Annotated in this window: 23 protein-coding genes and 2 pseudogenes; 23 read left to right on the top strand and 2 right to left on the bottom strand. The window is 61.6% G+C overall.

The window, feature by feature from the left end:
• Nucleotides 1-144: 144 nt before the first annotated feature.
• The 5 genes from purB to aceA all read left to right on the top strand — a co-directional run bounded on the left by purB (nucleotide 145) and on the right by aceA (nucleotide 6,070).
• Nucleotides 145-1,515, top strand: a complete 1,371-nt coding sequence (gene purB / locus AB4N42_RS13795; protein WP_030141329.1) for an adenylosuccinate lyase — start codon at nucleotides 145-147, stop codon at nucleotides 1,513-1,515.
• Between the two features lie 83 nt (nucleotides 1,516-1,598).
• Complete coding sequence (locus tag AB4N42_RS13790) at nucleotides 1,599-2,765, top strand: ribosomal protein uL16 3-hydroxylase (protein ID WP_030141328.1); 1,167 nt, start codon at nucleotides 1,599-1,601, stop codon at nucleotides 2,763-2,765.
• Nucleotides 2,758-3,183 (top strand): GNAT family N-acetyltransferase, encoded by a 426-nt coding sequence (locus tag AB4N42_RS13785; protein WP_030141327.1) that lies wholly within the window; start codon nucleotides 2,758-2,760, stop codon nucleotides 3,181-3,183. Before AB4N42_RS13790 ends, AB4N42_RS13785 begins: the two co-directional genes overlap by 8 nt.
• A gap of 294 nt (nucleotides 3,184-3,477) precedes the next feature.
• On the top strand, nucleotides 3,478-4,239 hold the full coding sequence (locus tag AB4N42_RS13780; RefSeq protein WP_431145105.1) for a secretin N-terminal domain-containing protein: 762 nt from the start codon (nucleotides 3,478-3,480) through the stop codon (nucleotides 4,237-4,239).
• Nucleotides 4,240-4,744: 505 nt separating this feature from the next.
• Nucleotides 4,745-6,070, top strand: a complete 1,326-nt coding sequence (gene aceA, locus AB4N42_RS13775) for an isocitrate lyase (protein WP_030141325.1) — start codon at nucleotides 4,745-4,747, stop codon at nucleotides 6,068-6,070.
• A gap of 111 nt (nucleotides 6,071-6,181) precedes the next feature.
• Here the strand turns inward: aceA and AB4N42_RS13770 are convergent, their stop codons facing one another.
• Both AB4N42_RS13770 and AB4N42_RS13765 read right to left on the bottom strand, forming a co-directional pair.
• Nucleotides 6,182-6,886, bottom strand: coding sequence for a methyl-accepting chemotaxis protein (locus tag AB4N42_RS13770; protein WP_410002300.1), 705 nt, complete (start codon nucleotides 6,884-6,886; stop codon nucleotides 6,182-6,184).
• 198 nt (nucleotides 6,887-7,084) lie between these two features.
• Nucleotides 7,085-7,969: pseudogene (locus AB4N42_RS13765) on the bottom strand (methyl-accepting chemotaxis protein); the annotation flags it as partial.
• Between the two features lie 236 nt (nucleotides 7,970-8,205).
• Here AB4N42_RS13765 and AB4N42_RS13760 point away from each other — a divergent pair.
• The 18 genes and pseudogenes from AB4N42_RS13760 to AB4N42_RS13675 all read left to right on the top strand — a co-directional run bounded on the left by AB4N42_RS13760 (nucleotide 8,206) and on the right by AB4N42_RS13675 (nucleotide 26,338).
• The gene (locus tag AB4N42_RS13760) at nucleotides 8,206-8,370 is read left to right on the top strand and encodes a hypothetical protein (protein ID WP_334597965.1); all 165 of its coding nucleotides are present in this window, start codon (nucleotides 8,206-8,208) and stop codon (nucleotides 8,368-8,370) included.
• A 368-nt stretch (nucleotides 8,371-8,738) separates the two neighbouring features.
• Entirely contained in the window at nucleotides 8,739-9,152 is a 414-nt protein-coding gene (locus AB4N42_RS13755) for an NADH-quinone oxidoreductase subunit A (protein ID WP_030141323.1), read from the top strand.
• Nucleotides 9,153-9,162: 10 nt separating this feature from the next.
• Nucleotides 9,163-9,837, top strand: a complete 675-nt coding sequence (locus AB4N42_RS13750; RefSeq protein ID WP_030141322.1) for a NuoB/complex I 20 kDa subunit family protein — start codon at nucleotides 9,163-9,165, stop codon at nucleotides 9,835-9,837.
• Between the two features lie 73 nt (nucleotides 9,838-9,910).
• Complete coding sequence (gene nuoC, locus AB4N42_RS13745; RefSeq protein WP_030141321.1) at nucleotides 9,911-11,695, top strand: NADH-quinone oxidoreductase subunit C/D; 1,785 nt, start codon at nucleotides 9,911-9,913, stop codon at nucleotides 11,693-11,695.
• Nucleotides 11,696-11,697: 2 nt separating this feature from the next.
• Nucleotides 11,698-12,195: an NADH-quinone oxidoreductase subunit NuoE gene (gene nuoE / locus AB4N42_RS13740; protein ID WP_018609201.1), complete on the top strand. Its 498-nt coding sequence runs from the start codon at nucleotides 11,698-11,700 to the stop codon at nucleotides 12,193-12,195.
• Nucleotides 12,192-13,550, top strand: a complete 1,359-nt coding sequence (nuoF, locus tag AB4N42_RS13735; RefSeq protein WP_030141320.1) for an NADH-quinone oxidoreductase subunit NuoF — start codon at nucleotides 12,192-12,194, stop codon at nucleotides 13,548-13,550. The genes nuoE and nuoF overlap by 4 nt, the downstream gene beginning before the upstream one ends.
• A gap of 143 nt (nucleotides 13,551-13,693) precedes the next feature.
• A pseudogene (nuoG, locus tag AB4N42_RS13730) lies at nucleotides 13,694-16,409 on the top strand (NADH-quinone oxidoreductase subunit NuoG).
• Complete coding sequence (gene nuoH / locus AB4N42_RS13725; protein ID WP_460116312.1) at nucleotides 16,406-17,413, top strand: NADH-quinone oxidoreductase subunit NuoH; 1,008 nt, start codon at nucleotides 16,406-16,408, stop codon at nucleotides 17,411-17,413. Before nuoG ends, nuoH begins: the two are co-directional and overlap by 4 nt.
• An 11-nt stretch (nucleotides 17,414-17,424) precedes the next feature.
• Entirely contained in the window at nucleotides 17,425-17,973 is a 549-nt protein-coding gene (gene nuoI, locus AB4N42_RS13720; RefSeq protein WP_003180051.1) for an NADH-quinone oxidoreductase subunit NuoI, read from the top strand.
• Nucleotides 17,974-17,982: 9 nt separating this feature from the next.
• Nucleotides 17,983-18,483, top strand: coding sequence for an NADH-quinone oxidoreductase subunit J (gene nuoJ, locus AB4N42_RS13715; protein ID WP_030141317.1), 501 nt, complete (start codon nucleotides 17,983-17,985; stop codon nucleotides 18,481-18,483).
• A 4-nt stretch (nucleotides 18,484-18,487) separates the two neighbouring features.
• Nucleotides 18,488-18,796: an NADH-quinone oxidoreductase subunit NuoK gene (gene nuoK / locus AB4N42_RS13710; protein ID WP_003180046.1), complete on the top strand. Its 309-nt coding sequence runs from the start codon at nucleotides 18,488-18,490 to the stop codon at nucleotides 18,794-18,796.
• Complete coding sequence (gene nuoL / locus AB4N42_RS13705) at nucleotides 18,793-20,646, top strand: NADH-quinone oxidoreductase subunit L (RefSeq protein WP_217859902.1); 1,854 nt, start codon at nucleotides 18,793-18,795, stop codon at nucleotides 20,644-20,646. Before nuoK ends, nuoL begins: the two co-directional genes overlap by 4 nt.
• Before the next feature lie 39 nt (nucleotides 20,647-20,685).
• On the top strand, nucleotides 20,686-22,218 hold the full coding sequence (gene nuoM / locus AB4N42_RS13700) for an NADH-quinone oxidoreductase subunit M (RefSeq protein WP_217859903.1): 1,533 nt from the start codon (nucleotides 20,686-20,688) through the stop codon (nucleotides 22,216-22,218).
• A 7-nt stretch (nucleotides 22,219-22,225) separates the two neighbouring features.
• Nucleotides 22,226-23,689, top strand: coding sequence for an NADH-quinone oxidoreductase subunit NuoN (gene nuoN, locus AB4N42_RS13695; protein ID WP_217859904.1), 1,464 nt, complete (start codon nucleotides 22,226-22,228; stop codon nucleotides 23,687-23,689).
• 253 nt (nucleotides 23,690-23,942) lie between these two features.
• Entirely contained in the window at nucleotides 23,943-24,215 is a 273-nt protein-coding gene (locus AB4N42_RS13690) for a CopG family ribbon-helix-helix protein (protein ID WP_030141313.1), read from the top strand.
• On the top strand, nucleotides 24,215-24,490 hold the full coding sequence (locus AB4N42_RS13685; protein WP_198796045.1) for a type II toxin-antitoxin system RelE/ParE family toxin: 276 nt from the start codon (nucleotides 24,215-24,217) through the stop codon (nucleotides 24,488-24,490). The genes AB4N42_RS13690 and AB4N42_RS13685 overlap by 1 nt, the downstream gene beginning before the upstream one ends.
• Nucleotides 24,491-24,553: 63 nt before the next feature.
• Nucleotides 24,554-25,663 carry an NAD(P)/FAD-dependent oxidoreductase gene (locus AB4N42_RS13680; protein WP_460116311.1) on the top strand — a complete coding sequence of 370 codons (1,110 nt, stop codon included), beginning with the start codon at nucleotides 24,554-24,556 and terminating at the stop codon, nucleotides 25,661-25,663.
• Nucleotides 25,664-25,861: 198 nt separating this feature from the next.
• Nucleotides 25,862-26,338: a hemerythrin domain-containing protein gene (locus tag AB4N42_RS13675; RefSeq protein WP_030141310.1), complete on the top strand. Its 477-nt coding sequence runs from the start codon at nucleotides 25,862-25,864 to the stop codon at nucleotides 26,336-26,338.
• The last annotated feature ends 40 nt before the right edge of the window (nucleotides 26,339-26,378 follow it).

Raw genomic sequence — 26,378 nt, 5'->3', positions numbered from 1 at the left:
AACGGGAGCAAGCTCCCTCGCCACAGGTAATAAACAGCTTTATCTCGTTACGCGTAATACGCCGGTCAGTTGGCGACGGACCGGCGTCTGTTTTCATGTATGATACGCGCCCCATTTCGTTGCCCGACTGTCCGAGAACACCCCATGCAGCTCTCTTCGCTCACTGCGGTTTCCCCTGTAGACGGCCGCTACGCCGGCAAAACCCAGGCCCTGCGCCCGATTTTCAGCGAGTACGGCCTGATCCGTGCTCGCGTCCTGGTTGAAGTGCGCTGGCTCCAGCGCCTGGCCGCCCACCCTGGCATTGGTGAAGTCCCGGCCTTTTCCGCCGAGGCCAACGCAGTGCTGAACGCCCTGGCCGACAATTTCGCCCTGGAGCACGCCGAGCGCGTCAAAGAGATCGAGCGCACCACCAACCACGACGTCAAGGCGATCGAATACCTGCTCAAGGAGCAGGCGGCCAAGCTGCCGGAACTGGCCAACGTCAGTGAGTTCATCCACTTCGCCTGCACCAGCGAGGACATCAATAACCTGTCCCACGCCCTGATGCTGCGCGAAGGCCGTGACGACGTGCTGCTGCCGCTGATGCGCCAGACCGCCCAGGCCATCCGCGAGCTGGCGATCCGTTTCGCCGACGTGCCGATGCTGTCGCGCACCCACGGTCAACCGGCTTCGCCGACCACCTTGGGCAAGGAACTGGCGAACGTGGTCTACCGCCTCGAGCGTCAGATCGCCCAGGTGGCCGCCGTGCCGCTGCTGGGCAAGATCAACGGCGCCGTAGGCAACTACAACGCCCACCTGTCGGCCTACCCGGACATCGACTGGGAAGCCAACGCCCGCGCCTTCATCGAAGACGAACTGGGCCTGAGCTTCAACCCGTACACCACCCAGATCGAGCCACACGACTACATCGCCGAGCTGTTCGACGCGATCGCACGTTTCAATACCATCCTGATCGACTTCGACCGCGACATCTGGGGCTACATCTCCCTGGGTTACTTCAAGCAGCGCACCATTGCCGGGGAAATCGGTTCCTCGACCATGCCGCACAAGGTCAACCCGATCGACTTCGAAAACTCCGAAGGCAACCTGGGCATCGCCAACGCGCTGTTCCAGCACCTGGCGAGCAAGCTGCCGATCTCCCGCTGGCAGCGCGACCTGACCGACTCCACCGTGCTGCGCAACCTGGGCGTGGGTTTCGCCCACAGCGTCATCGCCTACGAAGCCAGCCTCAAGGGCATCAGCAAGCTGGAGCTCAACGAGCAGAAGATCGCCGCTGACCTGGACGCCTGCTGGGAAGTCCTGGCCGAGCCGATCCAGACCGTGATGCGTCGCTACAACATCGAAAATCCGTATGAAAAGCTGAAAGAACTGACCCGTGGCAAGGGCATCAGCCCAGAAGCGCTGCAGACTTTCATCGATGGCCTGGACATGCCGGCCGACGCCAAGGCTGAACTGAAGAAGCTGACCCCGGCCAGCTACATCGGCAACGCGGCGGCACAAGCCAAGCGCATCTGATCCATCGCTTCACCTTGAGACGCCCGGCCGCGCCGGGCGTTTTTATTCGCGTCTGAAAAGTATATTTTTTCAATAGGTTACACATGAATCCTGACATTCCACTGCAACTCCTGGGCGGTATCACGGCACGGGAGTTCCTGCGCGACTACTGGCAGAAGAAACCCCTGCTGATCCGCCAGGCGATTCCTGATTTCGAAAGCCCGATCGATGCCGACGAACTGGCCGGCCTTGCCCTGGAAGAAGAGGTCGAATCGCGCCTGGTGATCGAGCACGGCGAGCGCCCGTGGGAGTTGCGTCGCGGCCCGTTCGCCGAAGATGAGTTCAGCAAACTGCCCGAGCGCGAGTGGACCTTACTGGTGCAGGCGGTCGATCAATTCGTCCCGGAAGTCAGCGAGCTGCTGGAGCATTTCCGCTTCCTGCCGAGCTGGCGCATCGACGACGTGATGATCAGCTTCGCCGCCCCGGGTGGCGGCGTGGGCCCGCACTTCGACAATTACGACGTATTCCTGCTGCAAGGCCACGGCAAGCGCAACTGGAAGATCGGCCAGATGTGCGACTCCGAAAGCCCGCTGCTGCCCCACGCGGACCTGCGCATCCTCGCCGATTTCGAGGCCACCGACGAGTGGATCCTGGAACCCGGCGACATGCTCTACCTGCCGCCACGCCTGGCTCATTGCGGCGTCGCCGTGGACGATTGCATGACTTACTCGGTCGGCTTCCGCGCACCGAGCGCCGCCGAAGTCCTGACCCACTTCACCGACTTCCTCAGCCAGTTCCTACCGGATGAAGAGCGTTACACCGACGCCGATGCACGCCCGGTGACCGACCCGCACCAGATCCAGCACGACGCCCTGGACCGCCTCAAGGGCCTGCTGGCCGAACACATGAGCGACGAGCGCTTGCTGCTGACCTGGTTCGGCCAATTCATGACCGAGCCACGCTACCCGGAATTGGTGGTGGGCCCGGAACTGGAAGAAGACGACTTGCTGGCCGGCCTGGAACAGGGCGCAGTGATCATCCGCAACCCGAGCGCGCGCCTGGCCTGGTCGGAAGTCGATGACGACCTGCTGCTGTTCGCCAGTGGCCAGAGCCGTTACCTGCCGGGCAAGCTGCGTGACCTGTTGAAGATGATCTGCGCCGCCGACGCGCTGCACATCGAAAACCTCGGCCCATGGCTGGCCGATGAAGACGGTCGCGGTCTCATCCATGAATTGGTCAAGCAAGGCAGCCTGGGGTTCGCCGATGAATAAAATTCACGTTCGTGTCGCAGACTGGCAAAAGGATAACGCCGAGATCCGGCGCATTCGTGAAGCGGTGTTCATTGCCGAGCAATCCGTACCACCGGAGCTGGAGTGGGATTCGGATGATCAGGACGCCGTGCATTTCCTGGCTCTCGAAGGCGACTTCCCGATCGGCACCGCGCGCCTGTTGACCGATGGCCATATCGGCCGGGTGTCAGTCCTCAAGGATTGGCGCGGGCTGAAGGTCGGCGACGCGCTGATGCAGGCGGTGATTGCCGAGGCCGAGAAACGCGGGCTCAAGCAGCAGATGCTCAGTGCCCAGGTGCATGCCACGCCGTTCTATGAGCGACTGGGGTTTGCAGTGGTCAGCGAGGAGTTTCTCGAAGCCGGCATTCCGCACGTGGACATGGTGCGGCGCTCGGCCTGAGGCCCGCAGGAAGCACCACCATAATGCCCTGTGGCGAGGGGATTCATCCCCGCTGGGTTGCGCAGCAACCCCAATGAAGCTGCCTGGATTCAAACTGACACACCGCAGCGACTGATTTGGGGCTGCTTCGCAGCCCAGCGGGGATAAATCCCCTCGCCACGAAAGCGTCCTGCAACGCCCAAAACGCCCCGCCATCCTCCGATGCCGGGGCGTTTTGCCGTCTATCATTCAACTTGCCCCACTCGTGGCCGACAAACTGGCAATATCAAGCCTTTGTCTCGCGGAGAAATGGACATGTCCCTACGCACCCTGCTGGCCACCCTGCTGCTCGGCTGCAGCCTGTCAGTCATGGCCGACACGCAAGTCGTGCCACTGAACTACCGCACCAGCGCCGACCTGCTGCCGGTGGCGCAGAACTTCATCGGCAAGGACGGCCAGGTCAGCGCCTACGGCAACCAACTGATCGTCAACGCCGAGCCCGGCAAGATCGAAGAACTCCGGCAATTCCTGGCCCAATTGGACACCGCTCCCAAGCGCTTGCTGATCACCGTAGACACCAACGAAAACAACCTGCAGGGCGACCAGGGCTACTCGATCAACGGCGCCGCGCCCAGCCAGACCCGCATCATCAACCGCAGCACGGCCAGCCGTGACGGCGGCGTACAGCAGATCCAGGCCAGCGAAGGCCAACCAGCGCTGATCCAGGTCGGCCAGAGCGTGCCTTTCACCAGCAACCAGACTGACGGCTACGGTCGCATGCAAAGCCAGACCGAATACCGCAACGTCACCCAGGGTTTCTACGTCACCGCCAGCGTCACCGGCGAGACCGTTCATCTGAACATCAGTACCAACCGTGACCGCATGAGCCAGGAACGTCCCGATGTAGTGAACGTGCAAAGTACCGACACAACCGTCAGCGGGCGCCTTGGCGAATGGATCACCCTGGCTGGGGTGAATCGCCAGACACAAGCCGATAAACAGGGCCTGACCCGCAGCTACTCGACCCAAGGCCGCGACGACATGATTCTGCGGGTGAAGGTCGATACCTTGAACTGAAGCACCAGAAACTGACTGATGAGTCGTATTAGACCAAAGATGTAGTGCCATAAAAAAAGCACTACAAAACGTTTGACGAGCCAAAAAACCGAAGGCATGATGGCCTCGCTCCCGCTAATCAGGGGCCCTGGCAAGGGCCTTCGGGTCGATGCTTGCAACCACCCTGCGAGCCGATTCGTGTCTGTACCGCCCACAAGGTGTGTTTGACGAGGTTGCGACTGGAACGAAGTTGTCCCGAGGGACGGAAGCGTAACTAGGTAACCCGGCATCACTCTGAGTTCGTATAAAGGCCCACGACGCCCGAATGCGCCCGCAGTTCGCCCCTACCTGCTCACTTTCCCCTCGAGCCCATCGTTCATCCCGTCGCCACCCCGCCTTGACCGACTTGTATGCCAGCCTCCTGATCAGCGAGCAGCCCTTCACACCCATGACGGGTGCGATTGGCAAGCTGGAATCTTCCAGCCCAGAACGACCATCCATACAAGACGCGACGAGGTTTATTTCCATGGCACTGACACGCGAACAGCAAATTGCAGCCCTTGAAAAAGACTGGGCTGAGAACCCGCGCTGGAAAGGCGTGAAGCGCAATTATTCCGCTGCTGACGTCGTCCGTCTGCGTGGCTCGGTTCAACCTGAGCACACCTTCGCGAAGATGGGCGCCGAGAAGCTGTGGAACCTGGTGACCCAGGGCGCCAAGCCAGCCTTCCGTCCCGAGAAAGATTTCGTCAACTGCATGGGCGCCCTGACCGGCGGCCAGGCTGTGCAGCAGGTCAAGGCCGGCATCCAGGCGATCTACCTGTCGGGCTGGCAAGTGGCCGCGGACAACAACTCCGCCGAGTCCATGTACCCTGACCAGTCGCTGTACCCGGTGGATTCGGTTCCAACCGTGGTCAAGCGCATCAACAACTCGTTCCGTCGTGCCGACCAGATCCAGTGGAAAGCCGGCAAGAACCCGGGCGACGAAGGCTACATCGACTACTTCGCGCCAATCGTGGCTGACGCCGAAGCCGGTTTCGGCGGCGTGCTGAACGCCTACGAGCTGATGAAGAGCATGATCGAGGCAGGCGCCGCCGGCGTTCACTTCGAAGACCAACTGGCATCGGTGAAGAAATGCGGCCACATGGGCGGCAAGGTACTGGTTCCGACCCAGGAAGCCGTACAGAAGCTGACCGCTGCCCGCCTGGCCGCCGACGTTGCCGGCGTACCGACCATCATCCTGGCCCGTACCGACGCCAACGCCGCTGACCTGCTGACCTCCGACTGCGACCCGTACGACCAGCCGTTCGTGACAGGTACCCGCACCCCGGAAGGTTTCTACAAAGTGCGCGCCGGCCTCGACCAGGCCATCGCCCGCGGCCTGGCCTACGCCCCGTATGCCGACCTGATCTGGTGCGAAACCGCCAAGCCGGACCTGGACGAAGCCCGTCGTTTCGCTGAAGCGATCAAAAAGGAATACCCGGACCAACTGCTGTCCTACAACTGCTCGCCTTCCTTCAACTGGAAGAAGAACCTGGACGACGCGACCATCGCCAAGTTCCAGCGCGAACTGTCCGCCATGGGCTACAAGCACCAGTTCATCACGCTGGCCGGCATCCACAACATGTGGCACAGCATGTTCAACCTGGCGCACGACTACGCCCGCAACGACATGACGGCCTACGTGAAGCTGCAAGAGCAGGAGTTCGCTGACGCCGCCAAGGGTTACACCTTCGTGGCTCACCAGCAGGAAGTGGGCACTGGCTACTTCGACGACATGACCACCGTGATCCAGGGCGGCGCCTCGTCCGTGACCGCGCTGACCGGGTCGACCGAAGAAGAACAGTTCCACTGATCCAAAAAGCAAGCGGCCCTTGCGGACCGAATAAAAACTAACCGCAAAGCCGACGATCTGAAGCCCCGACTGGTTCGGGGCTTTTTTTTGCCGGTTTCCCCGGTTCGTTTTTCATACCTTGAAATGACTGACCAACTGCTGCAACTGGTTGCCCAGGCGGGCCAGCTCGACGCTGGAGGCTGCGGTTTCTTCGCTGGCCGAGGCAGTCTGCTCGGATACATCGCGCACGCTCAGGATACTCCGGCTGATTTCCTCGGCCACCGAGCTTTGCTGCACTGCCGCGGCGGCAATCTGTTGGTTCATGGCCTGGATGCCCGACACCGCCTGGGTGATGTTGCCCAGGGATGCGCCAGCCTTGCCCGCCAATTCCACGCTGCTGTCGGTCAGCTCGCGGCTATTTCGCATCATGCTCGATACCTGGCGCGTGCCGTTCTGCAAGCCCGCCACCAGGTTTTCAATCTCTTCGGTGGAATGCTGGGTACGCTGGGCCAGCCCACGTACTTCGTCGGCGACCACGGCAAAACCGCGCCCGGCGTCGCCCGCGCGAGCGGCCTCGATGGCCGCGTTGAGGGCCAGCAAGTTGGTCTGTTCAGCCACCGCCCTGATCACGTCCATGATCGTGCCGATGCGCCCGCTTTCCTGTTCCAGCTCACTCATGGCTTCGACCGAGCGACCGACCTCGCTGGCCAGGCGCTCAATCTGAACGATGGCTTGCGCGACCACTTGGTCGCCAATACGGGCTTGCGCATCGGCCTCAGATGCGGCCGCGCGCGCTTGTTCGGCATTACGCGCGACCTCATGCACAGTGACCGACATTTCGTGCATGGCGGTCGCCACCTGATCGGTCTCGGTCTTCTGGCTGTTGACCCCGGCGCTGGTCTGCTCAGTGACAGCCGACAGCTCTTCTGCGGCGCTGGCAATTTGGGTAACACCATCGCGAATGCCAGCGATCAGGTCACGCAAGGTGGCGCCCATGCGCTGGATACCCTGCTGCAACATACCCAGCTCATCACTACGGGTCACGACCCTGTGTTGTGTGAGGTCGCCTGCGGCAATGCGATCGACCACCGCCAATGTGTCTCGCAACGGCCGAGTAATCTGACGGGTAATGATCAGCGCGGCAAAAATCCCCAACACCATCGCCAAGGCAGCACAGCTCAACTGCAGGACGCGAGCCTGGGCGCTGTCTTCGTCCCGGGAGACGAGTTGGCTGGCATACATCTCGTCACAGAGGCGGGTGATGGTTTCACCCAGATCGACCGTGTCCTGCACGGCCTTGCCAATGGCCTGGGTGCTGGCCGTGAAATCCTGCACCGAACGGCGGTAAGCAACCAGCGCGGTTTCCAGTTGCTTGAAGGTGTCGGCGTAGGCCGGACCGAACGCGCTGTTGAGGGTTTCGATGCCCTTGAGCGTATTTTCGAGCTGGCGGTTGGCGGCCTGCTCGGTGGCGCTGTTGGGGTTGCCGGTATAGCCACGCACTTCATAACGCACCAGCGCCACGTCCTCTTTTGCCTTGAGGATGATCCTGTACAGCTCGAAACGGCGCTCATCCGAGGCAGGCATTGCTTGTACATCTTCGATGACCTTGGCAATCAGCGCGGCGCCCTTGACGGCATTGACGCCCATCTCCTTGCGCATGGCTGCGTCATTGCGATAGGCCTCGCGCATCGTATTCAGCGCCACTTGATATTGCGTGCTGGCTTGCTCGATCAGCGCAAGCTTCTTCAGGTTTTCCGGTTTTTTCAGCTCGCTTGCGAGGCTTTTCTGCTTGGCGACAAACTGCTCCAGCGAGGCCTGGATCAATGCTCCCTTTTGCTCATCGCCCCTGTCCAACTGGTATTGCAAGCGAGCCCGGCGCAGGTGATCAAGGCGGTTGCCGAGCTCGGTGATGCTGGTCATACGATCGGTACGCTCGATCATTTTCCCCAGGCTGAACCAGCCGGTCGCGGCGAGAACGGCGGTCAGTAGCAGCACAACGGCAAAGCCCAAAGCCAGCTTGAGCATAACGCTCATATTCGCGATCCAAGAGTTCATGGCATTCCTTACGGTACTCAGCCGCGAACAAGGAAGGCCGGCGCGGCTATCCAGGAAGCGGGCGTTAGCCTAATCACGTATTGATATAGATGATTAGATGAATGAGTCGCAAAGATAGCCATTTGATATCAAACCTTCAAGACAAGTTGACGATGGCTGGAATGAGCGAAGCGCTGGTCGTCAAAAATCGACAGGAGATCGGACCTGAGGCGCTGGCGCGTGTTGATCGAATGAAAATTGATCGAACGCAGTATCGGGGTGTCTGAAAAGGAGTAAAACGTTCGGCGCTGACAATTGCAGTAGCGGCGATGTAAGAAAGACTCTCATGCACGACAGTAAGTGCATCGTGGAAAGGTCGGTACAGATAATAATAATTATCATTTGAAAGGCATTATCATTGTTACATTCCGCGCGAAATATTATTGATGAAGTGACGTCCAGTGCCCACCCGGCCTGGGTTGCAAGGCCATGGAGGTACGCTATGTCCTTATTCCAATAAATAATTTCGCTATAGGAATTTTACTTGCCCGGTGTTTAGCCATAAAATCACCGCGATTGATTGCTGCGACATATCGTCACTGCGTTATTTCTTTTCAAGCTCAGAGACCATTGCTCTCTGTTAAGGATTTCCAGCATGCCCGAAGCGACAGGACTCATGGCCCACAACTGGGGCTTTGCCATTTTCCTTCTGGGCGTGGTCGGCCTGTGTGCCTTCATGCTCGGCGTGTCGAGCCTGCTCGGGTCAAAAGCCTGGGGCCGCAGCAAGAATGAACCGTTCGAGTCCGGCATGCTGCCTACCGGTGGCGCCCGCTTGCGGCTCTCAGCCAAATTCTATCTGGTCGCGATGCTCTTCGTGATCTTCGATATCGAAGCCCTCTTTCTCTTTGCCTGGTCTGTGTCCGTCCGCGAAAGCGGCTGGACCGGATTTGTCGAAGCTCTCGTTTTCATAGCAATTCTGTTGGCAGGTCTTGTCTACCTTTACCGGGTGGGGGCTCTTGATTGGGCTCCGGAAGCTCGGCGCAAGCGGCAAGCGAAGCTGAAACAATGAGGCTTTGGCAATGCAATACAATCTCACCCGGATCGACCCCGATGCTCCTAACGAGCAGTATCCGATCGGCAAGCGGGAAACCGTCGCCGATCCGTTAGAAGATCAAGTCCACAAAAATATCTTCATGGGCAAGCTCGAAGACGTGCTGAACAGCACGGTCAACTGGGGTCGCAAGAACTCCCTGTGGCCGTACAACTTCGGCCTTTCGTGCTGCTACGTGGAAATGACCACCGCCTTCACGGCGCCCCACGACATCGCGCGCTTTGGCGCCGAGGTTATCCGGGCATCGCCGCGCCAGGCGGATTTCATGGTTATCGCCGGTACCTGCTTCATCAAGATGGCGCCGATCATTCAGCGCCTCTACGAGCAGATGCTCGAACCCAAGTGGGTTATCTCCATGGGTTCGTGCGCCAACTCCGGTGGCATGTACGACATCTATTCCGTTGTTCAAGGGGTGGACAAGTTCCTGCCCGTGGATGTCTACGTGCCCGGCTGCCCTCCTCGCCCCGAAGCGTTCCTGCAAGGCTTGATGCTGCTGCAGGAATCGATTGGCCAGGAGCGTCGCCCTCTGTCCTGGGTCGTTGGTGATCAAGGCGTCTATCGCGCCGAGATGCCGTCGCAAAAGGAACAGCGCCGCGAACAGCGTATCGCAGTCACCAACCTGCGCAGCCCCGACGAAGTCTGATCCAAGCTCTGTTCTGAAGAAGAAACGAGAACCTGGCTTCATTCTTTACGTTGACCGAAAGCGATAAATAACCATGACTACAGGCAGTGCTCTGTACATCCCGCCTTACAAGGCAGACGACCAGGATGTGGTCGTCGAACTGAACAACCGTTTTGGCCCCGAGGCGTTCACCGCCCAGCCGACCCGCACCGGCATGCCGGTGCTTTGGGTTGCCCGTGCCAAACTCGTCGAAGTCCTGACCTTCCTGCGCAACCTGCCCAAGCCGTACGTCATGCTCTATGACCTGCACGGCGTGGACGAGCGCCTGCGCACCAAGCGTCAAGGGCTGCCCGACGGCGTCGACTTCACCGTGTTCTATCACTTGATGTCGATCGAACGTAATAGTGACGTAATGATCAAGGTCGCCTTGTCCGAGAGCGACCTCAGCGTGCCGACCGTGACCGGCATCTGGCCGAACGCCAACTGGTACGAACGCGAAGTCTGGGACATGTACGGGATCGACTTCCCCGGCCACCCGCACCTGTCGCGCATCATGATGCCGCCGACCTGGGAAGGTCACCCGCTGCGCAAGGACTTCCCGGCCCGCGCCACCGAGTTCGACCCGTTCAGCCTGTCCCTGGCCAAGCAACAGCTCGAGGAAGAAGCCGCGCGCTTCAAGCCGGAAGACTGGGGCATGAAGCGTTCGGGCGCCAACGAGGACTACATGTTCCTCAACCTCGGCCCCAACCACCCTTCAGCCCACGGTGCGTTCCGCATCATCCTGCAGCTGGACGGCGAAGAGATCGTCGACTGCGTCCCGGACATCGGCTACCACCACCGTGGTGCCGAGAAAATGGCCGAGCGCCAGTCCTGGCACAGCTACATTCCGTACACCGACCGCATCGACTACCTCGGCGGCGTGATGAACAACCTGCCGTACGTGCTTTCGGTCGAGAAACTCGCCGGGATCAAGGTGCCGGACCGGGTCGATGTCATCCGCATCATGATGGCCGAGTTCTTCCGCATCACCAGCCACCTGCTGTTCCTGGGGACCTATATCCAGGACGTGGGCGCGATGACGCCGGTGTTTTTCACCTTCACCGACCGTCAAAAAGCCTACACCGTGATCGAAGCCATCACCGGTTTCCGCCTGCACCCGGCCTGGTACCGCATCGGCGGCGTGGCCCACGATTTGCCGCGCGGCTGGGAAAAACTGGTCAAGGATTTCGTCGAGTGGATGCCCAAGCGCCTGGACGAGTACACCAAGGCCGCCCTGCAGAACAGCATCCTCAAGGGTCGTACCATCGGCGTCGCTGCCTACAACACCAAGGAAGCCCTGGAATGGGGCGTCACCGGTGCCGGCCTGCGTTCCACCGGTTGCGATTTCGACCTTCGCAAGGCGCGCCCGTATTCCGGCTACGAAAACTTCGAGTTCGAAGTCCCGCTGGCGGCCAACGGTGACGCCTACGACCGCTGCATGGTTCGCGTCGAGGAGATGCGCCAGAGCGTCAAGATCATCGAGCAATGCATGCGCAACATGCCGGAAGGCCCGTACAAGGCGGATCACCCGCTGACCACGCCGCCACCGAAAGAGCGCACGCTGCAACACATCGAGACCCTGATCACGCACTTCCTGCAGGTTTCGTGGGGCCCGGTCATGCCGGCCAACGAATCCTTCCAGATGATCGAAGCGACCAAGGGCATCAACAGTTATTACCTGACGAGCGACGGCGGCACCATGAGCTACCGCACCCGGATTCGCACCCCAAGCTACCCGCACCTGCAGCAGATCCCTTCGGTGATCAAAGGCAGCATGGTCGCGGACTTGATCGCGTACCTGGGTAGTATCGATTTCGTTATGGCCGACGTGGACCGCTAAGCATGAACAGCACGCTTATCCAGACAGACCGTTTCGCCCTGAGCGAAACCGAGCGCTCGGCCATCGAGCACGAGCTGCATCACTACGAAGACCCGCGCGCGGCGTCGATCGAAGCCCTGAAGATCGTCCAGAAGGAACGTGGGTGGGTGCCTGACGGCGCGCTCTACGCCATCGGCGAGATCCTTGGCATCCCGGCCAGCGACGTCGAAGGCGTTGCTACCTTCTACAGCCAGATTTTCCGCCAGCCGGTAGGCCGCCACATCATCCGCGTCTGCGACAGCATGGTCTGCTACATCGGCGGCCACGAATCGGTGGTCAGCGAGATCCAAGGCAAGCTGGGCATCGGCCTGGGCCAGACCACCGCCGACGGCCGCTTCACGCTGCTGCCGGTGTGCTGCCTGGGCAACTGCGACAAGGCACCGGCGCTGATGATCGACGACGACACCTTCGGTGACGTCCAGCCGGATGGCGTCGCCAAACTGCTGGAGGGCTACGTATGACCCTGACTTCCTTCGGGCCCGCCAACCGCATCCAGCGTTCGGCCGAAACCCATCCCCTGACCTGGCGCCTGCGTGACGACGGCGAGGCAGTCTGGCTGGACGAATACCAGGCGAAGAACGGCTATGCCGCCGCGCGCAAGGCATTCGCCGACATGGCCGCCGATGACATCGTCCAGACCGTGAAAGACGCCGGCCTCAAGGGCCGTGGCGGTGCGGGCTTCCCCACCGGGGTGAAGTGGGGCCTGATGCCCAAGGACGAGTCCATCAACATCCGCTACCTGCTGTGCAACGCGGACGAGATGGAACCCAACACCTGGAAGGACCGCATGCTGATGGAGCAACTGCCCCATCTGTTGATCGAAGGCATGCTGATCAGCGCCCGTGCGCTGAAGACCTACCGTGGCTACATCTTCCTGCGCGGCGAGTACACCACCGCCGCCAAGCACCTGAACCGTGCCGTGGAAGAAGCCAAGGCCGCAGGCCTGTTGGGCAAGAACATCCTGGGCAGCGGCTTCGATTTCGAACTGTTCGTCCACACCGGCGCCGGGCGCTACATCTGCGGTGAAGAAACCGCGCTGATCAACTCCCTGGAAGGCCGTCGCGCCAACCCGCGCTCCAAGCCGCCCTTCCCTGCCGCCGTTGGCGTGTGGGGCAAGCCGACCTGCGTGAACAACGTCGAGACCCTGTGCAACGTGCCGGCGATCATCGCCGACGGCGTGGACTGGTACAAATCCCTGGCCCGTGACGGCAGCGAAGACATGGGCACCAAGCTCATGGGCTTCTCCGGCAAGGTCAAGAACCCTGGCCTGTGGGAACTGCCGTTCGGCGTCACCGCGCGCGAGCTGTTCGAGGACTACGCCGGCGGCATGCGCGACGGCTACAAGCTCAAGTGCTGGCAGCCCGGCGGCGCCGGTACCGGCTTCCTGCTGCCGGAACACCTGGACGCACAAATGTACGCCGGCGGCATCGCCAAGGTCGGCACCCGGATGGGTACTGGCCTGGCAATGGCGGTGGACGACAGCGTCAACATGGTCTCGCTGCTGCGCAACATGGAGCAGTTTTTCTCCCGTGAATCCTGCGGTTTCTGCACCCCTTGCCGCGATGGCCTGCCCTGGAGCGTCAAGCTCCTGATGGCCATCGAGAAAGGCCAAGGCCAACCCGGCGACATCGAGACCCTGCTGGGCCTGGTGGGTTTCCTCGGCCCAGGCAAGACCTTCTGTGCTCACGCACCGGGTGCCGTGGAGCCGTTGGGCAGCGCAATCAAATACTTCCGCCCTGAATTCGAGGCCGGCATCGCGCCAACCCGCGCGGGCGATCTCAATCAGGTGGTCACGCCGACCATGGTCGGCGCGTAACGACGCTTAAAAAAGGCGAAGGGTCCGTGCCCTTCGCCTTTCGTTCGATGACGCCTTTTCACCGAGGCTGTTTGGATTCGGACGAATGACAAGATTCCATTAGCCACGCCCGCTGACACCGGGCCAACGAAGAACTTTGAACCATGGCCACTATCCACGTAGACGGCAAAGAGCTCGAAGTCGATGGCGCAGACAACCTGTTACAGGCATGTCTGTCGCTGGGCCTCGACATTCCTTATTTCTGCTGGCACCCCGCCCTTGGCAGCGTTGGCGCCTGTCGCCAATGCGCAGTCAAGCAGTACACCGACGAGAACGACAAGCGTGGTCGGATCGTCATGTCCTGCATGACCCCCGCCACCGACGGCAGCTGGATCTCCATCGACGACGAAGAAGCGAAAGTGTTTCGCGCCAGCGTCGTCGAATGGTTGATGACCAACCACCCTCACGACTGCCCGGTCTGTGAAGAAGGCGGACACTGCCACCTGCAAGACATGACCGTGATGACCGGCCACAACGAGCGCCGTTATCGCTTCACCAAGCGTACCCACCAGAACCAGGACCTCGGCCCGTTCATCTCCCACGAGATGAACCGCTGCATCGCCTGCTACCGTTGCGTGCGTTTCTACAAGGACTACGCCGAGCGGCACCGACCTGGGCGTATTCGGCGCCCACGACAACGTGTACTTCGGTCGCGTTGAAGACGGCACCCTGGAAAGCGAATTCTCCGGCAACCTCACCGAGGTCTGCCCGACCGGTGTGTTCACCGACAAGACCCACTCCGAGCGCTACAACCGCAAGTGGGACATGCAGTTCGCACCGAGCATCTGTCATGGCTGCTCCAGCGGTTGCAACATCAGCCCGGGCGAGCGCTACGGCGAACTGCGTCGCATCGAAAACCGCTACAACGGCTCGGTGAACCAGTACTTCCTGTGCGACCGTGGCCGTTTCGGCTATGGCTACGTCAACCGCAAGGATCGCCCGCGCCAGCCGCTGCTGGCAGACGGCGCCAAGCTGAGCCTGGACGAAGCCCTGGACAAGGCCGCCGAACTGCTGCGCGGTCGCAACATCGTCGGCATCGGCTCGCCTCGCGCCAGCCTGGAAAGCAACTACGCCCTGCGTGAACTGGTCGGCGCCGAGCACTTCTACAGTGGCATCGAAGCCGGTGAGCTGGAACGCATCCGCCTGGTGCTGCAGGTACTCAAGGACAGCCCGCTGCCGGTGCCGACGATGCGCGACATCGAAGACCACGACGCGGTGTTCGTCCTTGGCGAAGACCTGACCCAGACCGCCGCCCGCATGGCCCTGGCCCTGCGCCAGTCGGTCAAGGGCAAGGCCGAGGACATGGCCGACGCCATGCGCGTCCAGCCATGGCTCGACGCCGCCGTGAAGAACATCGGCCAGCATGCGCTGAACCCGCTGTTCATCGCCAGTCTCGCTGAAACCAAGCTCGACGACGTGGCCGAAGAATGCGTCCACGCCGCCCCGGACGACCTGGCGCGGATCGGTTTTGCCGTGGCCCACGCCCTGGAGGCCAGCGCCCCGGCCGTCGACGGCCTGGACAGCGAAGCCGCCGCCCTCGCCCAACGCATCGCCGACGCCCTGCTGGCCGCCAAGCGTCCTTTGATCATTGCTGGCACCTCCCTGGGCTCCAAGGCGCTGATCGAAGCCGCCGCCAACATCGCCAAGGCCCTGAAGCTGCGCGAGAAGAACGGCTCCATCAGCCTGGTCGTGCCGGAAGCCAACAGCCTTGGCCTGGCCATGCTCGGTGGCGAATCGGTCGATGCAGCCCTGCAAGCCGTGATCGACGGCAGCGCCGACGCCATCGTGGTGCTGGAGAACGATCTGTTCACCCGCACTGACAAGGCCAAGGTCGATGCTGCGCTGAACGCCGCCAAGGTTGTGATCGTCGCCGACCACCAGAAAACCGCCACCACCGACCGCGCCCACCTGGTGCTGCCGGCGGCGAGCTTCGCCGAAGGCGACGGTACGCTGGTCAGCCAGGAAGGCCGCGCCCAGCGCTTCTTCCAGGTTTTCGACCCGCAATACCTGGACGCCAGCATCCTCGTCCATGAGGGCTGGCGCTGGCTGCACGCCCTGCGCGCCACCCTGCTGAACCAGCCGATCGACTGGACGCAACTGGACCACGTCACCGCCGCCGTCGCTTCGAGCAGCCCGCAACTGGCGCGCATCGTCGATGCCGCGCCGTCCGCCGCGTTCCGCATCAAGGGCCTGAAGCTTGCTCGCGAACCGCTGCGCTACTCCGGTCGCACGGCAATGCGCGCCAACATCAGCGTCCACGAACCCCGCACCTCCCAGGACAACGACACGGCATTCTCGTTCTCCATGGAAGGTTACTCGGGCTCCGCCGAACCGCGCTCGCAAGTGCCGTTCGCCTGGTCGCCAGGTTGGAACTCGCCACAAGCCTGGAACAAGTTCCAGGACGAAGTCGGCGGTCACCTGCGTGCCGGTGATCCGGGCACTCGCCTGATCGAAAGCCAGGGCGATGGCCTGGGCTGGTTCGCCAGCGTCCCACGTGCCTTCAATCCGGCACCGGGCACCTGGCAGGTCGTGCCGTTCCATCACCTGTTCGGCAGCGAAGAGAACTCTTCCAAGGCCGAACCGGTGCAGGAACGCATCCCGGCCGCCTACGTGGCACTGGCCAAGTCCGAAGCCGATCGCCTGGGCGTCAACGACGGTGCCCTGCTGAGCCTGAATGTGGCGGGCCAGACCTTGCGTCTGCCGCTGCGCATCAATGAAGAACTGGGCGCCGGCCTGGTGGCCCTGCCGGCTGGCCTGGCGGGTATTCCACCGGCGATTTTCGGCAAGACTGTCGACGGTCTGCAGGAGGCAGCGCAATGAGCTGGTTTACCCCTGAAGTGATCGCCGTGATCCTGACGGTCCTCAAGGCCATCGTGATCCTGCTGGCCGTGGTGGTCTGCGGCGCATTGCTGAGCTTCGTCGAACGTCGCCTGCTGGGCTGGTGGCAGGACCGCTACGGTCCGAACCGCGTTGGTCCGTTCGGCATGTTCCAGATCGCCGCCGACATGATCAAGATGTTCTTCAAGGAAGACTGGACCCCTCCGTTTGCCGACAAGGTGATCTTCACCCTGGCACCGGTCGTGGCCATGAGCGCCTTGCTGATCGCCTTCGCGATCATCCCGATCACCCCGACCTGGGGCGTGGCGGACCTGAACATTGGCCTGCTGTTCTTCTTCGCCATGGCTGGCCTGTCGGTGTACGCGGTGTTGTTCGCCGGTTGGTCGAGCAACAACAAGTTCGCCCTCCTCGGCAGCCTGCGGGCCTCGGCCCAGACCGTGTCCTACGAAGTGTTCATGGGCCTGTCGCTGATGGGCATCGTGATCCAGGCCGGCTCGTTCAACATGCGCGACATCGTCGAGTACCAGGCGCAGAACCTGTGGTTCATCATTCCGCAGTTCTTCGGCTTCTGTACTTTCTTCATCGCTGGCGTGGCCGTGACGCACCGTCACCCCTTCGACCAGCCGGAAGCGGAACAGGAACTGGCCGACGGTTACCACATTGAATATGCCGGCATGAAATGGGGCATGTTCTTCGTTGGCGAGTACATCGGCATCATCCTGATCTCGGCGCTGCTGGTAACGCTGTTCTTCGGTGGCTGGCACGGTCCGTTCGGCATCCTGCCGCAACTGTCCTTTGTCTGGTTCGCCCTGAAGACCGCGTTCTTCATCATGCTGTTCGTCCTGCTGCGCGCCTCGATCCCGCGCCCACGCTACGACCAGGTGATGGATTTCAGCTGGAAATTCTGCCTGCCGCTGACCCTGATCAACATGCTGGTGACCGCTGCGATCGTTTTGTTGAACGCGCCTGCGGCCGCGGTTCAGTGAGGATTTGACCCATGTTCAAATATATTGGCGACATCGTTAAGGGTACCGGTACCCAACTGCGAAGCCTGGTCATGATCTTCGGCCATGGCTTTCGCAAGCGCGACACCCTGCAATACCCGGAAGAACCGGTCTACCTGGCACCGCGTTATCGCGGTCGTATCGTCCTGACCCGCGACCCTGACGGCGAAGAGCGCTGCGTGGCCTGCAACCTGTGCGCCGTGGCGTGCCCGGTGGGTTGCATCTCGCTGCAGAAAGCCGAGACCGAAGACGGTCGCTGGTACCCGGACTTCTTCCGCATCAACTTCTCTCGCTGCATTTTCTGCGGCCTCTGCGAGGAAGCGTGCCCGACCACCGCGATCCAGCTCACGCCGGATTTCGAAATGGCCGAGTTCAAGCGTCAGGACCTGGTGTACGAGAAAGAAGACCTGCTGATTTCCGGTCCCGGTAAAAACCCTGATTACAACTTCTATCGTGTTGCAGGTATGGCCATTGCCGGTAAGCCGAAAGGCGCCGCGCAGAACGAAGCCGAACCGATCAACGTGAAGAGCTTGCTGCCTTAAGGAAGAAAGATGGAATTCGCTTTCTATTTCGCATCGGGTATCGCGGTGGTGTCCACGCTTCGTGTGGTCACCAACACCAACCCCGTGCACGCCCTGCTCTACCTGATCATTTCGCTGATCGCCGTGGCCATGACCTTCTTTGCCCTCGGTGCGCCGTTCGCCGGTGCCCTGGAAGTGATCGCCTACGCCGGCGCCATCATGGTGCTGTTCGTGTTCGTGGTGATGATGCTCAACCTCGGTCCGGCGGCGGTCCAGCAGGAACGCTCGTGGCTCAAGCCTGGCATCTGGGCGGGACCGGTGATCCTGTCCGCCCTGCTGCTGGGTGAACTGCTGTATGTGCTGTTCGCCCACCAGAGCGGCCAGGCCATCGGCCACACCACCGTGGGCGCGAAAGCCGTGGGCATCAGCCTGTTCGGTCCGTACCTGCTGGTGGTCGAACTCGCCTCGATGCTGCTGCTTGCCGCAGTCGTCACGGCGTTCCATTTGGGCCGTAACGAGGCGAAGGAGTAATCACATGCCTGCTATCCCTCTCGAACATGGCCTGGCGGTTGCCGGCATCCTGTTCTGTCTCGGTCTGGTCGGCCTGATGGTCCGCCGCAACATTCTGTTCGTGCTGATGAGCCTGGAGGTCATGATGAATGCCTCCGCCCTGGCCTTCATCGTCGCGGGCGCTCGCTGGGCGCAACCGGATGGACAGATCATGTTCATCCTGGTGATCAGCCTGGCAGCCGCCGAGGCCAGTATTGGCCTGGCGATCCTGTTGCAGCTGTACCGCCGCTTCCACACTCTCGATATTGACGCTGCCAGCGAGATGCGCGGATGAACCTTCTTTTCCTGACTTTCATATTCCCCCTCATCGGTTTCCTGCTGCTGTCGTTCTCCCGTGGACGCTGGTCGGAAAACCTTTCGGCGCTGGTTGGCGTGGGTTCCATTGGCCTGTCCGCCATCGTCACGGCCTACGTGATCTGGCAGTTCAACGTCGCCCCGCCGGAAGGTGGCGCGTACGTGCAGGTGCTGTGGCGCTGGATGGCGGTAGAAGGCTTTACGCCGAACTTCGCCCTCTACCTGGACGGCCTGTCGGTGACCATGCTCGGCGTGGTGGTCGGCGTGGGTTTCCTGATCCACCTGTTCGCCTCCTGGTACATGCGCGGTGAAGCCGGTTACTCGCGTTTCTTCGCCTACACCAACCTGTTCATCGCCAGCATGCTGTTCCTGGTGCTCGGCGATAACCTGTTGTTCCTGTACTTCGGCTGGGAAGGCGTGGGCCTGTGCTCGTACCTGTTGATCGGTTTCTACTACAGCAACCGCAACAACGGTAACGCCGCACTCAAGGCCTTCATCGTCACCCGCATCGGCGACGTGTTCATGGCCATCGGCCTGTTCATCCTGTTCCAGCAACTGGGCACGCTGAACATCCAGGAGCTGCTGGTCAAGGCGCCCGAGCACTTCAAGGCCGGCGACTTCTGGATCGTCCTGGCGACCCTGATGCTGCTGGGCGGTGCTGTCGGTAAATCCGCGCAACTGCCGCTGCAAACCTGGTTGGCGGACGCGATGGCCGGCCCGACGCCGGTTTCGGCACTGATCCACGCCGCGACCATGGTGACCGCCGGTGTCTACCTGATCGCCCGTACCCACGGCCTGTTCGCCCTGGCGCCGGACATCCTGCACCTGGTCGGTATCGTGGGCGGCGTGACCCTGGTGCTGGCTGGTTTTGCCGCACTGGTCCAGACCGACATCAAGCGCATCCTCGCCTACTCGACCATGAGCCAGATCGGCTACATGTTCCTGGCCCTGGGCGTCGGCGCCTGGGAAGGCGCGATCTTCCACCTGATGACCCACGCCTTCTTCAAGGCCCTGTTGTTCCTCGCCTCCGGTGCGGTGATCGTGGCCTGCCACCACGAGCAGAACATCTTCAAGATGGGCGGCCTGTGGAAGAAACTGCCGCTGGCCTATGCCAGCTTCATCGTTGGCGGCGCGGCCCTGGCGGCCCTGCCACTGGTCACCGCCGGCTTCTACTCCAAGGACGAAATCCTCTGGGAAGCGTTCGCCAGCGGTAACCAGGGTCTGCTTTATGCCGGCCTGGTGGGTGCGTTCATGACCTCACTGTACACCTTCCGCCTGATCTTCATCGCGTTCCACGGTGAGGCCAAGACTGAAGCCCACGCCGGCCACGGCATTGCCCATTGGCTGCCGCTGTCGGTGCTGATCGTGCTGTCGACCTTCGTCGGCGCCATGATCACCCCACCGCTGGCCGATGTGCTGCCGCAAAGCGTCGGCCATGCCGGCGGCGAAGCCAAGCACAGCCTGGAAATCGCCTCGGGTGCCATCGCCCTGGCGGGTATCCTGCTGGCCGCCCTGCTGTTCCTGGGCAAGCGTCGCTTCGTCACGGCCATCGCCAACAGCGGCATCGGGCGTTTCCTCTCGGCCTGGTGGTTCGCTGCCTGGGGCTTCGATTGGATCTACGACAAACTGTTCGTTAAGCCATACCTTGCGATCAGCCACATTCTGCGCAAAGACCCGCTCGACCAGACCATTGGCCTGATCCCGCGCATGGCCAAGGGCGGCCACACCGCCCTGAGCCGTACCGAGACCGGTCAACTGCGTTGGTATGCGGCTTCCATGGCGGCTGGCGCCGTGCTGGTTATCGGCGCCATCGTGCTGGTAGCGGTCTGATATGAACCTTGCGAACTTGCGAAAGGAAACGAGCCCGTCATGATTCTGCCCTGGCTAATCCTGATCCCCTTCATCGGCGGCCTGCTGTGCTGGATGGCGGAGCGTTCCAGCTCTACCCTCCCGCGCTGGATTGCGCTGCTGACCATGTCCCTGGAACTCGCGCTCGGCCTCTGGCTGTGGGCGACCGGCGACTATTCATTTGCACCGGCCCCTGGCGCCGATCCGACCTGGGCGCTTGAGTTCAAGCACACCTGGATCGAGCGCTTCGGCATCAGCGTGCACCTGGCCCTCGACGGCCTGTCGCTGCTGATGATCCTCCTGACCGGCCTGCTGGGTATCCTCTCGGTGCTCTGCTCCTGGAAAGAGATCCAGCGTCACGTCGGTTTCTTCCACCTGAACCTGATGTGGATCCTGGGCGGTGTCGTCGGCGTGTTCCTGGCGCTGGACCTGTTCATGTTCTTCTTCTTCTGGGAAATGATGCTGGTGCCGATGTACTTCCTCATCGCGCTCTGGGGTCACAGTTCGTCGGACGGCAAGAAGACCCGGATCTACGCGGCGACCAAGTTCTTCATCTTCACCCAGGCTTCCGGCCTGATCATGTTGGTGGCGATCCTTGGCCTGGTCCTGGTGAACTTCAACAACACTGGCGTGATTACCTTCAACTACGCCGACCTGTTGAAAGTGCAGATGTCCAAGACCACCGAGTACGTGCTGATGCTGGGCTTCTTCATCGCCTTCGCGGTGAAGCTGCCGGTGGTGCCGTTCCACTCCTGGCTGCCGGACGCCCACGCCCAGGCACCGACCGCCGGTTCCGTGGACCTGGCCGGTATTCTGCTGAAGACGGCGGCCTACGGCCTGCTGCGTTTCGCCCTGCCGCTGTTCCCGAATGCCTCGGCCGAGTTCGCGCCGATTGCCATGACCCTGGGCCTGATCGGGATTTTCTACGGTGCGTTCCTGGCCTTCGCCCAGACCGACATCAAGCGCCTGATCGCATTCTCCAGCGTTTCGCACATGGGCTTCGTGTTGATCGGGATCTACTCCGGCAGCCAGCTGGCCCTGCAAGGCGCGGTGATCCAGATGCTGGCCCACGGCCTGTCGGCGGCGGCGCTGTTTATCCTCAGCGGTCAGTTGTACGAGCGCCTGCACACCCGTGACATGCGTGAAATGGGCGGCATCTGGTCGCGCATCGCCTACCTGCCGGCGATCAGCCTGTTCTTCGCGGCCGCGTCCCTGGGCCTGCCGGGTACTGGCAACTTCGTCGGCGAGTTCCTGATCCTGATCGGCTCGTTCGTCAGCGCCCCATGGATCACCGCGATTGCCACGTCCGGCCTGGTGTTCGGTTCGGTCTACTCGCTGATCATGATCCACCGCGCCTACTTCGGTCCGGCCAAGTCGGACGAAGTGCTGCGTGGCATGGACGGTCGCGAACTGATCATGGTGCTTGGCCTTGCGGTGCTGCTGGTTTACCTCGGCGTCTATCCGCAGCCGTTCCTCGACACTTCCGCCGCCACGATGCATGGCGTGCAGCAGTGGCTCGGCACCGCCTTCTCTCAACTCGCTTCGGCCCGGTAAGAGCGCTATGGAATTCACGATTCAACACTTTATCGCGCTTGCGCCGCTGTTGATCACCAGCGCCACGATCATCGTGGTGATGCTGGCGATCGCCTGGCGCCGCAATCACGCACAAACCTTCCTGCTGTCGGTGGCGGGGCTGAACCTGGCCTTGCTGTCGATTCTGCCGGCCCTGAAAGTCGCGCCACTGGCGGTCACACCGCTGATCCAGATCGATAGCTTCGCGTGCCTGTACATGGCGCTGATCCTGGTCGCCACCCTCGCCTGCGTCACCCTCGCCCACGCCTACCTGGGTGATGGCGGTTCGGGTTACCCGGGCAACCGCGAAGAACTGTACCTGCTGATCCTGATGGCCGCCGCCGGTGGCTTGGTCCTGGTCAGCGCGCAGCACCTGGCCAGCCTGTTCATCGGCCTGGAGCTGCTGTCGGTGCCGGTCTACGGCCTGGTGGCCTACGCCTTCTTCAACAAGCGCTCGCTGGAAGCCGGCATCAAGTACATGGTGCTGTCGGCGGCCGGTTCCGCGTTCCTGTTGTTCGGCATGGCCCTGCTCTACGCCGAAGCCGGCACCCTGAGCTTCGTCGGCATCGGCCAGGCCCTGGCGGCCACCGGCCTGCCTAGCCCGATCGCGCAACTGGGCCTGGGCATGATGCTGATCGGCCTGGCGTTCAAGCTGTCGCTGGTTCCGTTCCACCTGTGGACCCCGGACGTCTACGAAGGCGCCCCGGCGCCCGTGGCGGCGTTCCTCGCCACCGCGTCGAAAGTGGCGGTGTTCGCGGTCATGGTGCGGCTGTTCCAGATCTCGCCAGTGGCGAGCAGCGGCGTGCTGAGCAACGTGCTGACCATCATCGCCATCGCGTCGATCCTGTTCGGTAACCTGCTGGCACTGACCCAGAGCAACCTCAAGCGCCTGCTGGGTTACTCGTCCATCGCCCACTTCGGCTACCTGCTGATCGCCCTGATCGCCAGCAAGGGCCTGGCCGTGGAAGCCATCGGCGTGTACCTGGTCACCTACGTGATCACCAGCCTCGGCGCGTTCGGCGTGATCACCCTGATGTCCTCGCCGTACAACGGCCGCGACGCCGACGCCCTGTACGAATACCGCGGCCTGTTCTGGCGCCGTCCGTACCTGACCGCCGTGCTGACCGTGATGATGCTGTCCCTGGCCGGCATCCCGCTGACCGCCGGCTTCATCGGCAAGTTCTACATCATCGCCACCGGCGTCGAGGCTCACCAATGGTGGCTGGTCGGCTCCCTGGTGCTGGGCAGTGCCATCGGCGTGTTCTACTACCTGCGCGTCATGGTCACCCTGTACCTGATGGAACCGAACCTGCGTCGCCACGATGCCGAGTTGCACTGGGAACAAAAGGCAGGCGGCGTGATGCTGCTGGCTATCGCCATCCTGGCGTTCTTCCTCGGTGTATATCCGCAGCCGTTGCTGACCTTGGTTCAGCAGGCTGGGTTGACCGGCTGATTGCCTGAGCGTCATCGGTAACAAAAATGCCCGTATCGTGAGATGCGGGCATTTTTTTTGGCTGCTCTATCACAAGGCGTGATAGCCGGCCGGCCTTGGCTCAGCCAGACTCAGGCGATTGATACTGACACCTTATTCAATATGATTTATTTTGCTGCTCATAGCTTCAAAATTAATCACCTATACTCAGCCTTCGAGAGTGACTGCTTCAGAAGACTGGCTCCTACTGTCGATTGCCAAGGAGAAATCCACCATGACTACCACTGCGAAGACCCGATCGGTCACGGCTCATGTCCCGGTCCACCTGGCCGAGAAAGTCGACCTGATGGCCGAGCGACTCGAGCGCTCCAGGAATTGGATCGTCAAACAGGCGTTATCTGCCTGGATCGACCAGGAGGAGGAGCGAAGCCGGCTGACCCATGAAGCGTTGGCGGACGTGGACGCTGGCCGAGTAATTGACCATCAGGCTGTCCAGGCTTGGGCCGACAGTCTCAGCACCGACGCCCCGTTACCGGTACCGCGCTGATGGAGTTGAAGTGGACCAGCAAGGCGCTTTCCGACATTGCTCGACTTTATGAGTTTCTGGCTTCGGTAAATCAACCCGCCGCCGCGCGGACCGTGCAACAACTCACGGCAGCGCCCAGCTCTCTGCTGGTTAACCCGCGAATTGGTGAACGCCTGGAAGAGTTCGAACCTCGAGACGTACGCAGAATTCAGGTCGGCCATTACGAAATGCGCTATGAAATAGTCGGTTCTACCCTTTACCTGCTACGCCTTTGGCACACCCGTGAGGATCGATGACTTGGGCTTGACCAACCAGACCACCGTCGCGCAGAAGCTGTTTTCATTTTGGAAGCCGCTGCGTTGAGCGTCGATATCGATTGCATAGTCGTCGGCGCAGGCGTCGTCGGCCTCGCTGTGGCGCGGGAGATGGCACAGGCCGGGCATGAAGTGCTGGTGATCGAAGCAGGCGATGCCATCGGCACGGGCATCAGTTCGCGCAATTCCGAAGTGATCCATGCCGGGCTTTATTACCCGCCCGGCAGTCTCAAGGCGCAGTTGTGCGTCGAAGGCCGGCGACGGCTATATGAGTACTGCGACAGCCACGGCGTCGAGACTCGCCGGCTCGGTAAATTGATCGTGGCCAAGGATCAGGCACAGTTGGCGGGGCTTGAAATGCTGCTGGCCCGCGGCCTGCTCAACGGCGTCGACGACCTGCGCCTGCTCGATCAGGAACAAGCACAGGCACTGGAGCCGGAGCTGTCCTGTGTCGGCGCGTTGTACTCGCCCTCCACCGGAATCGTTGACGTCCATGCCTTGATGCTGGCGCTGCAGGGCGATGCCGAGGCGGCCGGCGCCAACGTGGTGTTTCGCACGCCCTTGCTGGAGGCCCGGGTTATCGACGAGGGCTTCAGCCTGGTGTTGGGCGGCACGGCGCAGATGACATTGTCCTGCCGGCAATTGATCAACGCCGCTGGCCTCCAGGCCCCTGCCCTCGCCCGCCGGATCGAAGGCCTCGACCGGCATTGGGTGCCTGATGAATACCTGTGCAAGGGCAACTACTTCCAACTGTCCGGGCGGGCGCCGTTCCGCCATCTGGTCTACCCCGCGCCGGAAGCGGCCGGCCTGGGCATTCACATGACCCTCGACCTGGCCGGCCAGGCGCGCTTCGGTCCTGACACCGAATGGGTCGATACGGAAGATTACCGAGTGGATCCGGCTCGAGCCGAAGCCTTTTACCAGGCCATTCGAAATTACTGGCCAGGCCTGCCCGATCAGAGCCTGCAACCGGCCTACAGCGGGATCCGCCCGAAAATTTCCGCACCGGGGGAACCGGCTCGGGACTTTCTGATCAGCGCTGCCGCCGAGCATGGAATACCGGGTCTGATCAACCTGTTCGGCATCGAATCGCCCGGACTGACATCTTGCCTGGCGCTGGCGGAACGGGTTCGGCAACAGATCGACAACACCTGACCCGGCAGCGCAAAGTGCAAGGCGTTTTAACCGCCGCTCATGCAGCCTGCACGATGACAAAACTCGACTCCGTCATAACTAACTGTTTTTAAAGAGAATTTAAAAGCGACTCGGCTGGCACGAGGGATGCACCTTTCCTGTCACGTGGCGTCGGCGCTCGAAGCCGGCCCGCATCCGTGAATGACCGAGGAGCAGCACATGAACGCCATCGACCTGTTGAAAGCCGACCATGAACGCGTCAAAGCCATCCTCACTCAGCTGAGTGAATCCACTGATCGCGCCGTCAAGAAACGCACCGAGCTGCTGGCGAAGCTGGAAATGGAAGTGACCATCCATACCCGCCTCGAAGAAGAAATCCTCTACCCGGCCTTCAAGCAGGAAGGCGGCAAGGAAGAAGCCGAGATGTACTACGAAGCCAAGGAAGAGCACCGCACCGTCGACTCGCTGGTGCTGCCGGACCTGAAAACCACCGATCCTTCCCAGCCTGAATTTGCGGGCCGGGTGAAGGTGGTCAAGGAGCTGCTGGAGCACCACATCGAGGAAGAAGAAAAGGAAATGTTCCCGAAAGCCAAGAAGGTGCTGGGCAAGGCCAAGCTGGACGCCTTGGGCGAACAGATGGAAACCATGAAGGCGCAGTACAAGAAAGAACTGAGCAGCGCCAACCTCGCCGCTTGATCGAAGGCCGCGAACGCTTCAGCCACTCATCAGGATTGAA

Source organism: Pseudomonas sp. H2_D02, from assembly GCF_054677635.1.
The sequence above is the reverse complement of the archived record's forward strand: the minus strand, read 5'-3'. Positions and strand labels throughout refer to the sequence as shown.

Bases quoted from the DNA above. Each gene is read 5' to 3' on its own strand.
- purB (WP_030141329.1), top strand. From the start codon at position 145: ATGCAGCTCTCTTCGCTCACTGCGGTTTCCCCTGTAGACGGCCGCTAC.
- AB4N42_RS13790 (WP_030141328.1), top strand. From the start codon at position 1,599: ATGAATCCTGACATTCCACTGCAACTCCTGGGCGGTATCACGGCACGG.
- AB4N42_RS13785 (WP_030141327.1), top strand. From the start codon at position 2,758: ATGAATAAAATTCACGTTCGTGTCGCAGACTGGCAAAAGGATAACGCC.
- AB4N42_RS13780 (WP_431145105.1), top strand. From the start codon at position 3,478: ATGTCCCTACGCACCCTGCTGGCCACCCTGCTGCTCGGCTGCAGCCTG.
- aceA (WP_030141325.1), top strand. From the start codon at position 4,745: ATGGCACTGACACGCGAACAGCAAATTGCAGCCCTTGAAAAAGACTGG.
- AB4N42_RS13770 (WP_410002300.1), bottom strand. From the start codon at position 6,886: ATGTCGGTCACTGTGCATGAGGTCGCGCGTAATGCCGAACAAGCGCGC.
- AB4N42_RS13760 (WP_334597965.1), top strand. From the start codon at position 8,206: ATGAGTCGCAAAGATAGCCATTTGATATCAAACCTTCAAGACAAGTTG.
- AB4N42_RS13755 (WP_030141323.1), top strand. From the start codon at position 8,739: ATGCCCGAAGCGACAGGACTCATGGCCCACAACTGGGGCTTTGCCATT.
- AB4N42_RS13750 (WP_030141322.1), top strand. From the start codon at position 9,163: ATGCAATACAATCTCACCCGGATCGACCCCGATGCTCCTAACGAGCAG.
- nuoC (WP_030141321.1), top strand. From the start codon at position 9,911: ATGACTACAGGCAGTGCTCTGTACATCCCGCCTTACAAGGCAGACGAC.
- nuoE (WP_018609201.1), top strand. From the start codon at position 11,698: ATGAACAGCACGCTTATCCAGACAGACCGTTTCGCCCTGAGCGAAACC.
- nuoF (WP_030141320.1), top strand. From the start codon at position 12,192: ATGACCCTGACTTCCTTCGGGCCCGCCAACCGCATCCAGCGTTCGGCC.
- nuoH (WP_460116312.1), top strand. From the start codon at position 16,406: ATGAGCTGGTTTACCCCTGAAGTGATCGCCGTGATCCTGACGGTCCTC.
- nuoI (WP_003180051.1), top strand. From the start codon at position 17,425: ATGTTCAAATATATTGGCGACATCGTTAAGGGTACCGGTACCCAACTG.
- nuoJ (WP_030141317.1), top strand. From the start codon at position 17,983: ATGGAATTCGCTTTCTATTTCGCATCGGGTATCGCGGTGGTGTCCACG.
- nuoK (WP_003180046.1), top strand. From the start codon at position 18,488: ATGCCTGCTATCCCTCTCGAACATGGCCTGGCGGTTGCCGGCATCCTG.
- nuoL (WP_217859902.1), top strand. From the start codon at position 18,793: ATGAACCTTCTTTTCCTGACTTTCATATTCCCCCTCATCGGTTTCCTG.
- nuoM (WP_217859903.1), top strand. From the start codon at position 20,686: ATGATTCTGCCCTGGCTAATCCTGATCCCCTTCATCGGCGGCCTGCTG.
- nuoN (WP_217859904.1), top strand. From the start codon at position 22,226: ATGGAATTCACGATTCAACACTTTATCGCGCTTGCGCCGCTGTTGATC.
- AB4N42_RS13690 (WP_030141313.1), top strand. From the start codon at position 23,943: ATGACTACCACTGCGAAGACCCGATCGGTCACGGCTCATGTCCCGGTC.
- AB4N42_RS13685 (WP_198796045.1), top strand. From the start codon at position 24,215: ATGGAGTTGAAGTGGACCAGCAAGGCGCTTTCCGACATTGCTCGACTT.
- AB4N42_RS13675 (WP_030141310.1), top strand. From the start codon at position 25,862: ATGAACGCCATCGACCTGTTGAAAGCCGACCATGAACGCGTCAAAGCC.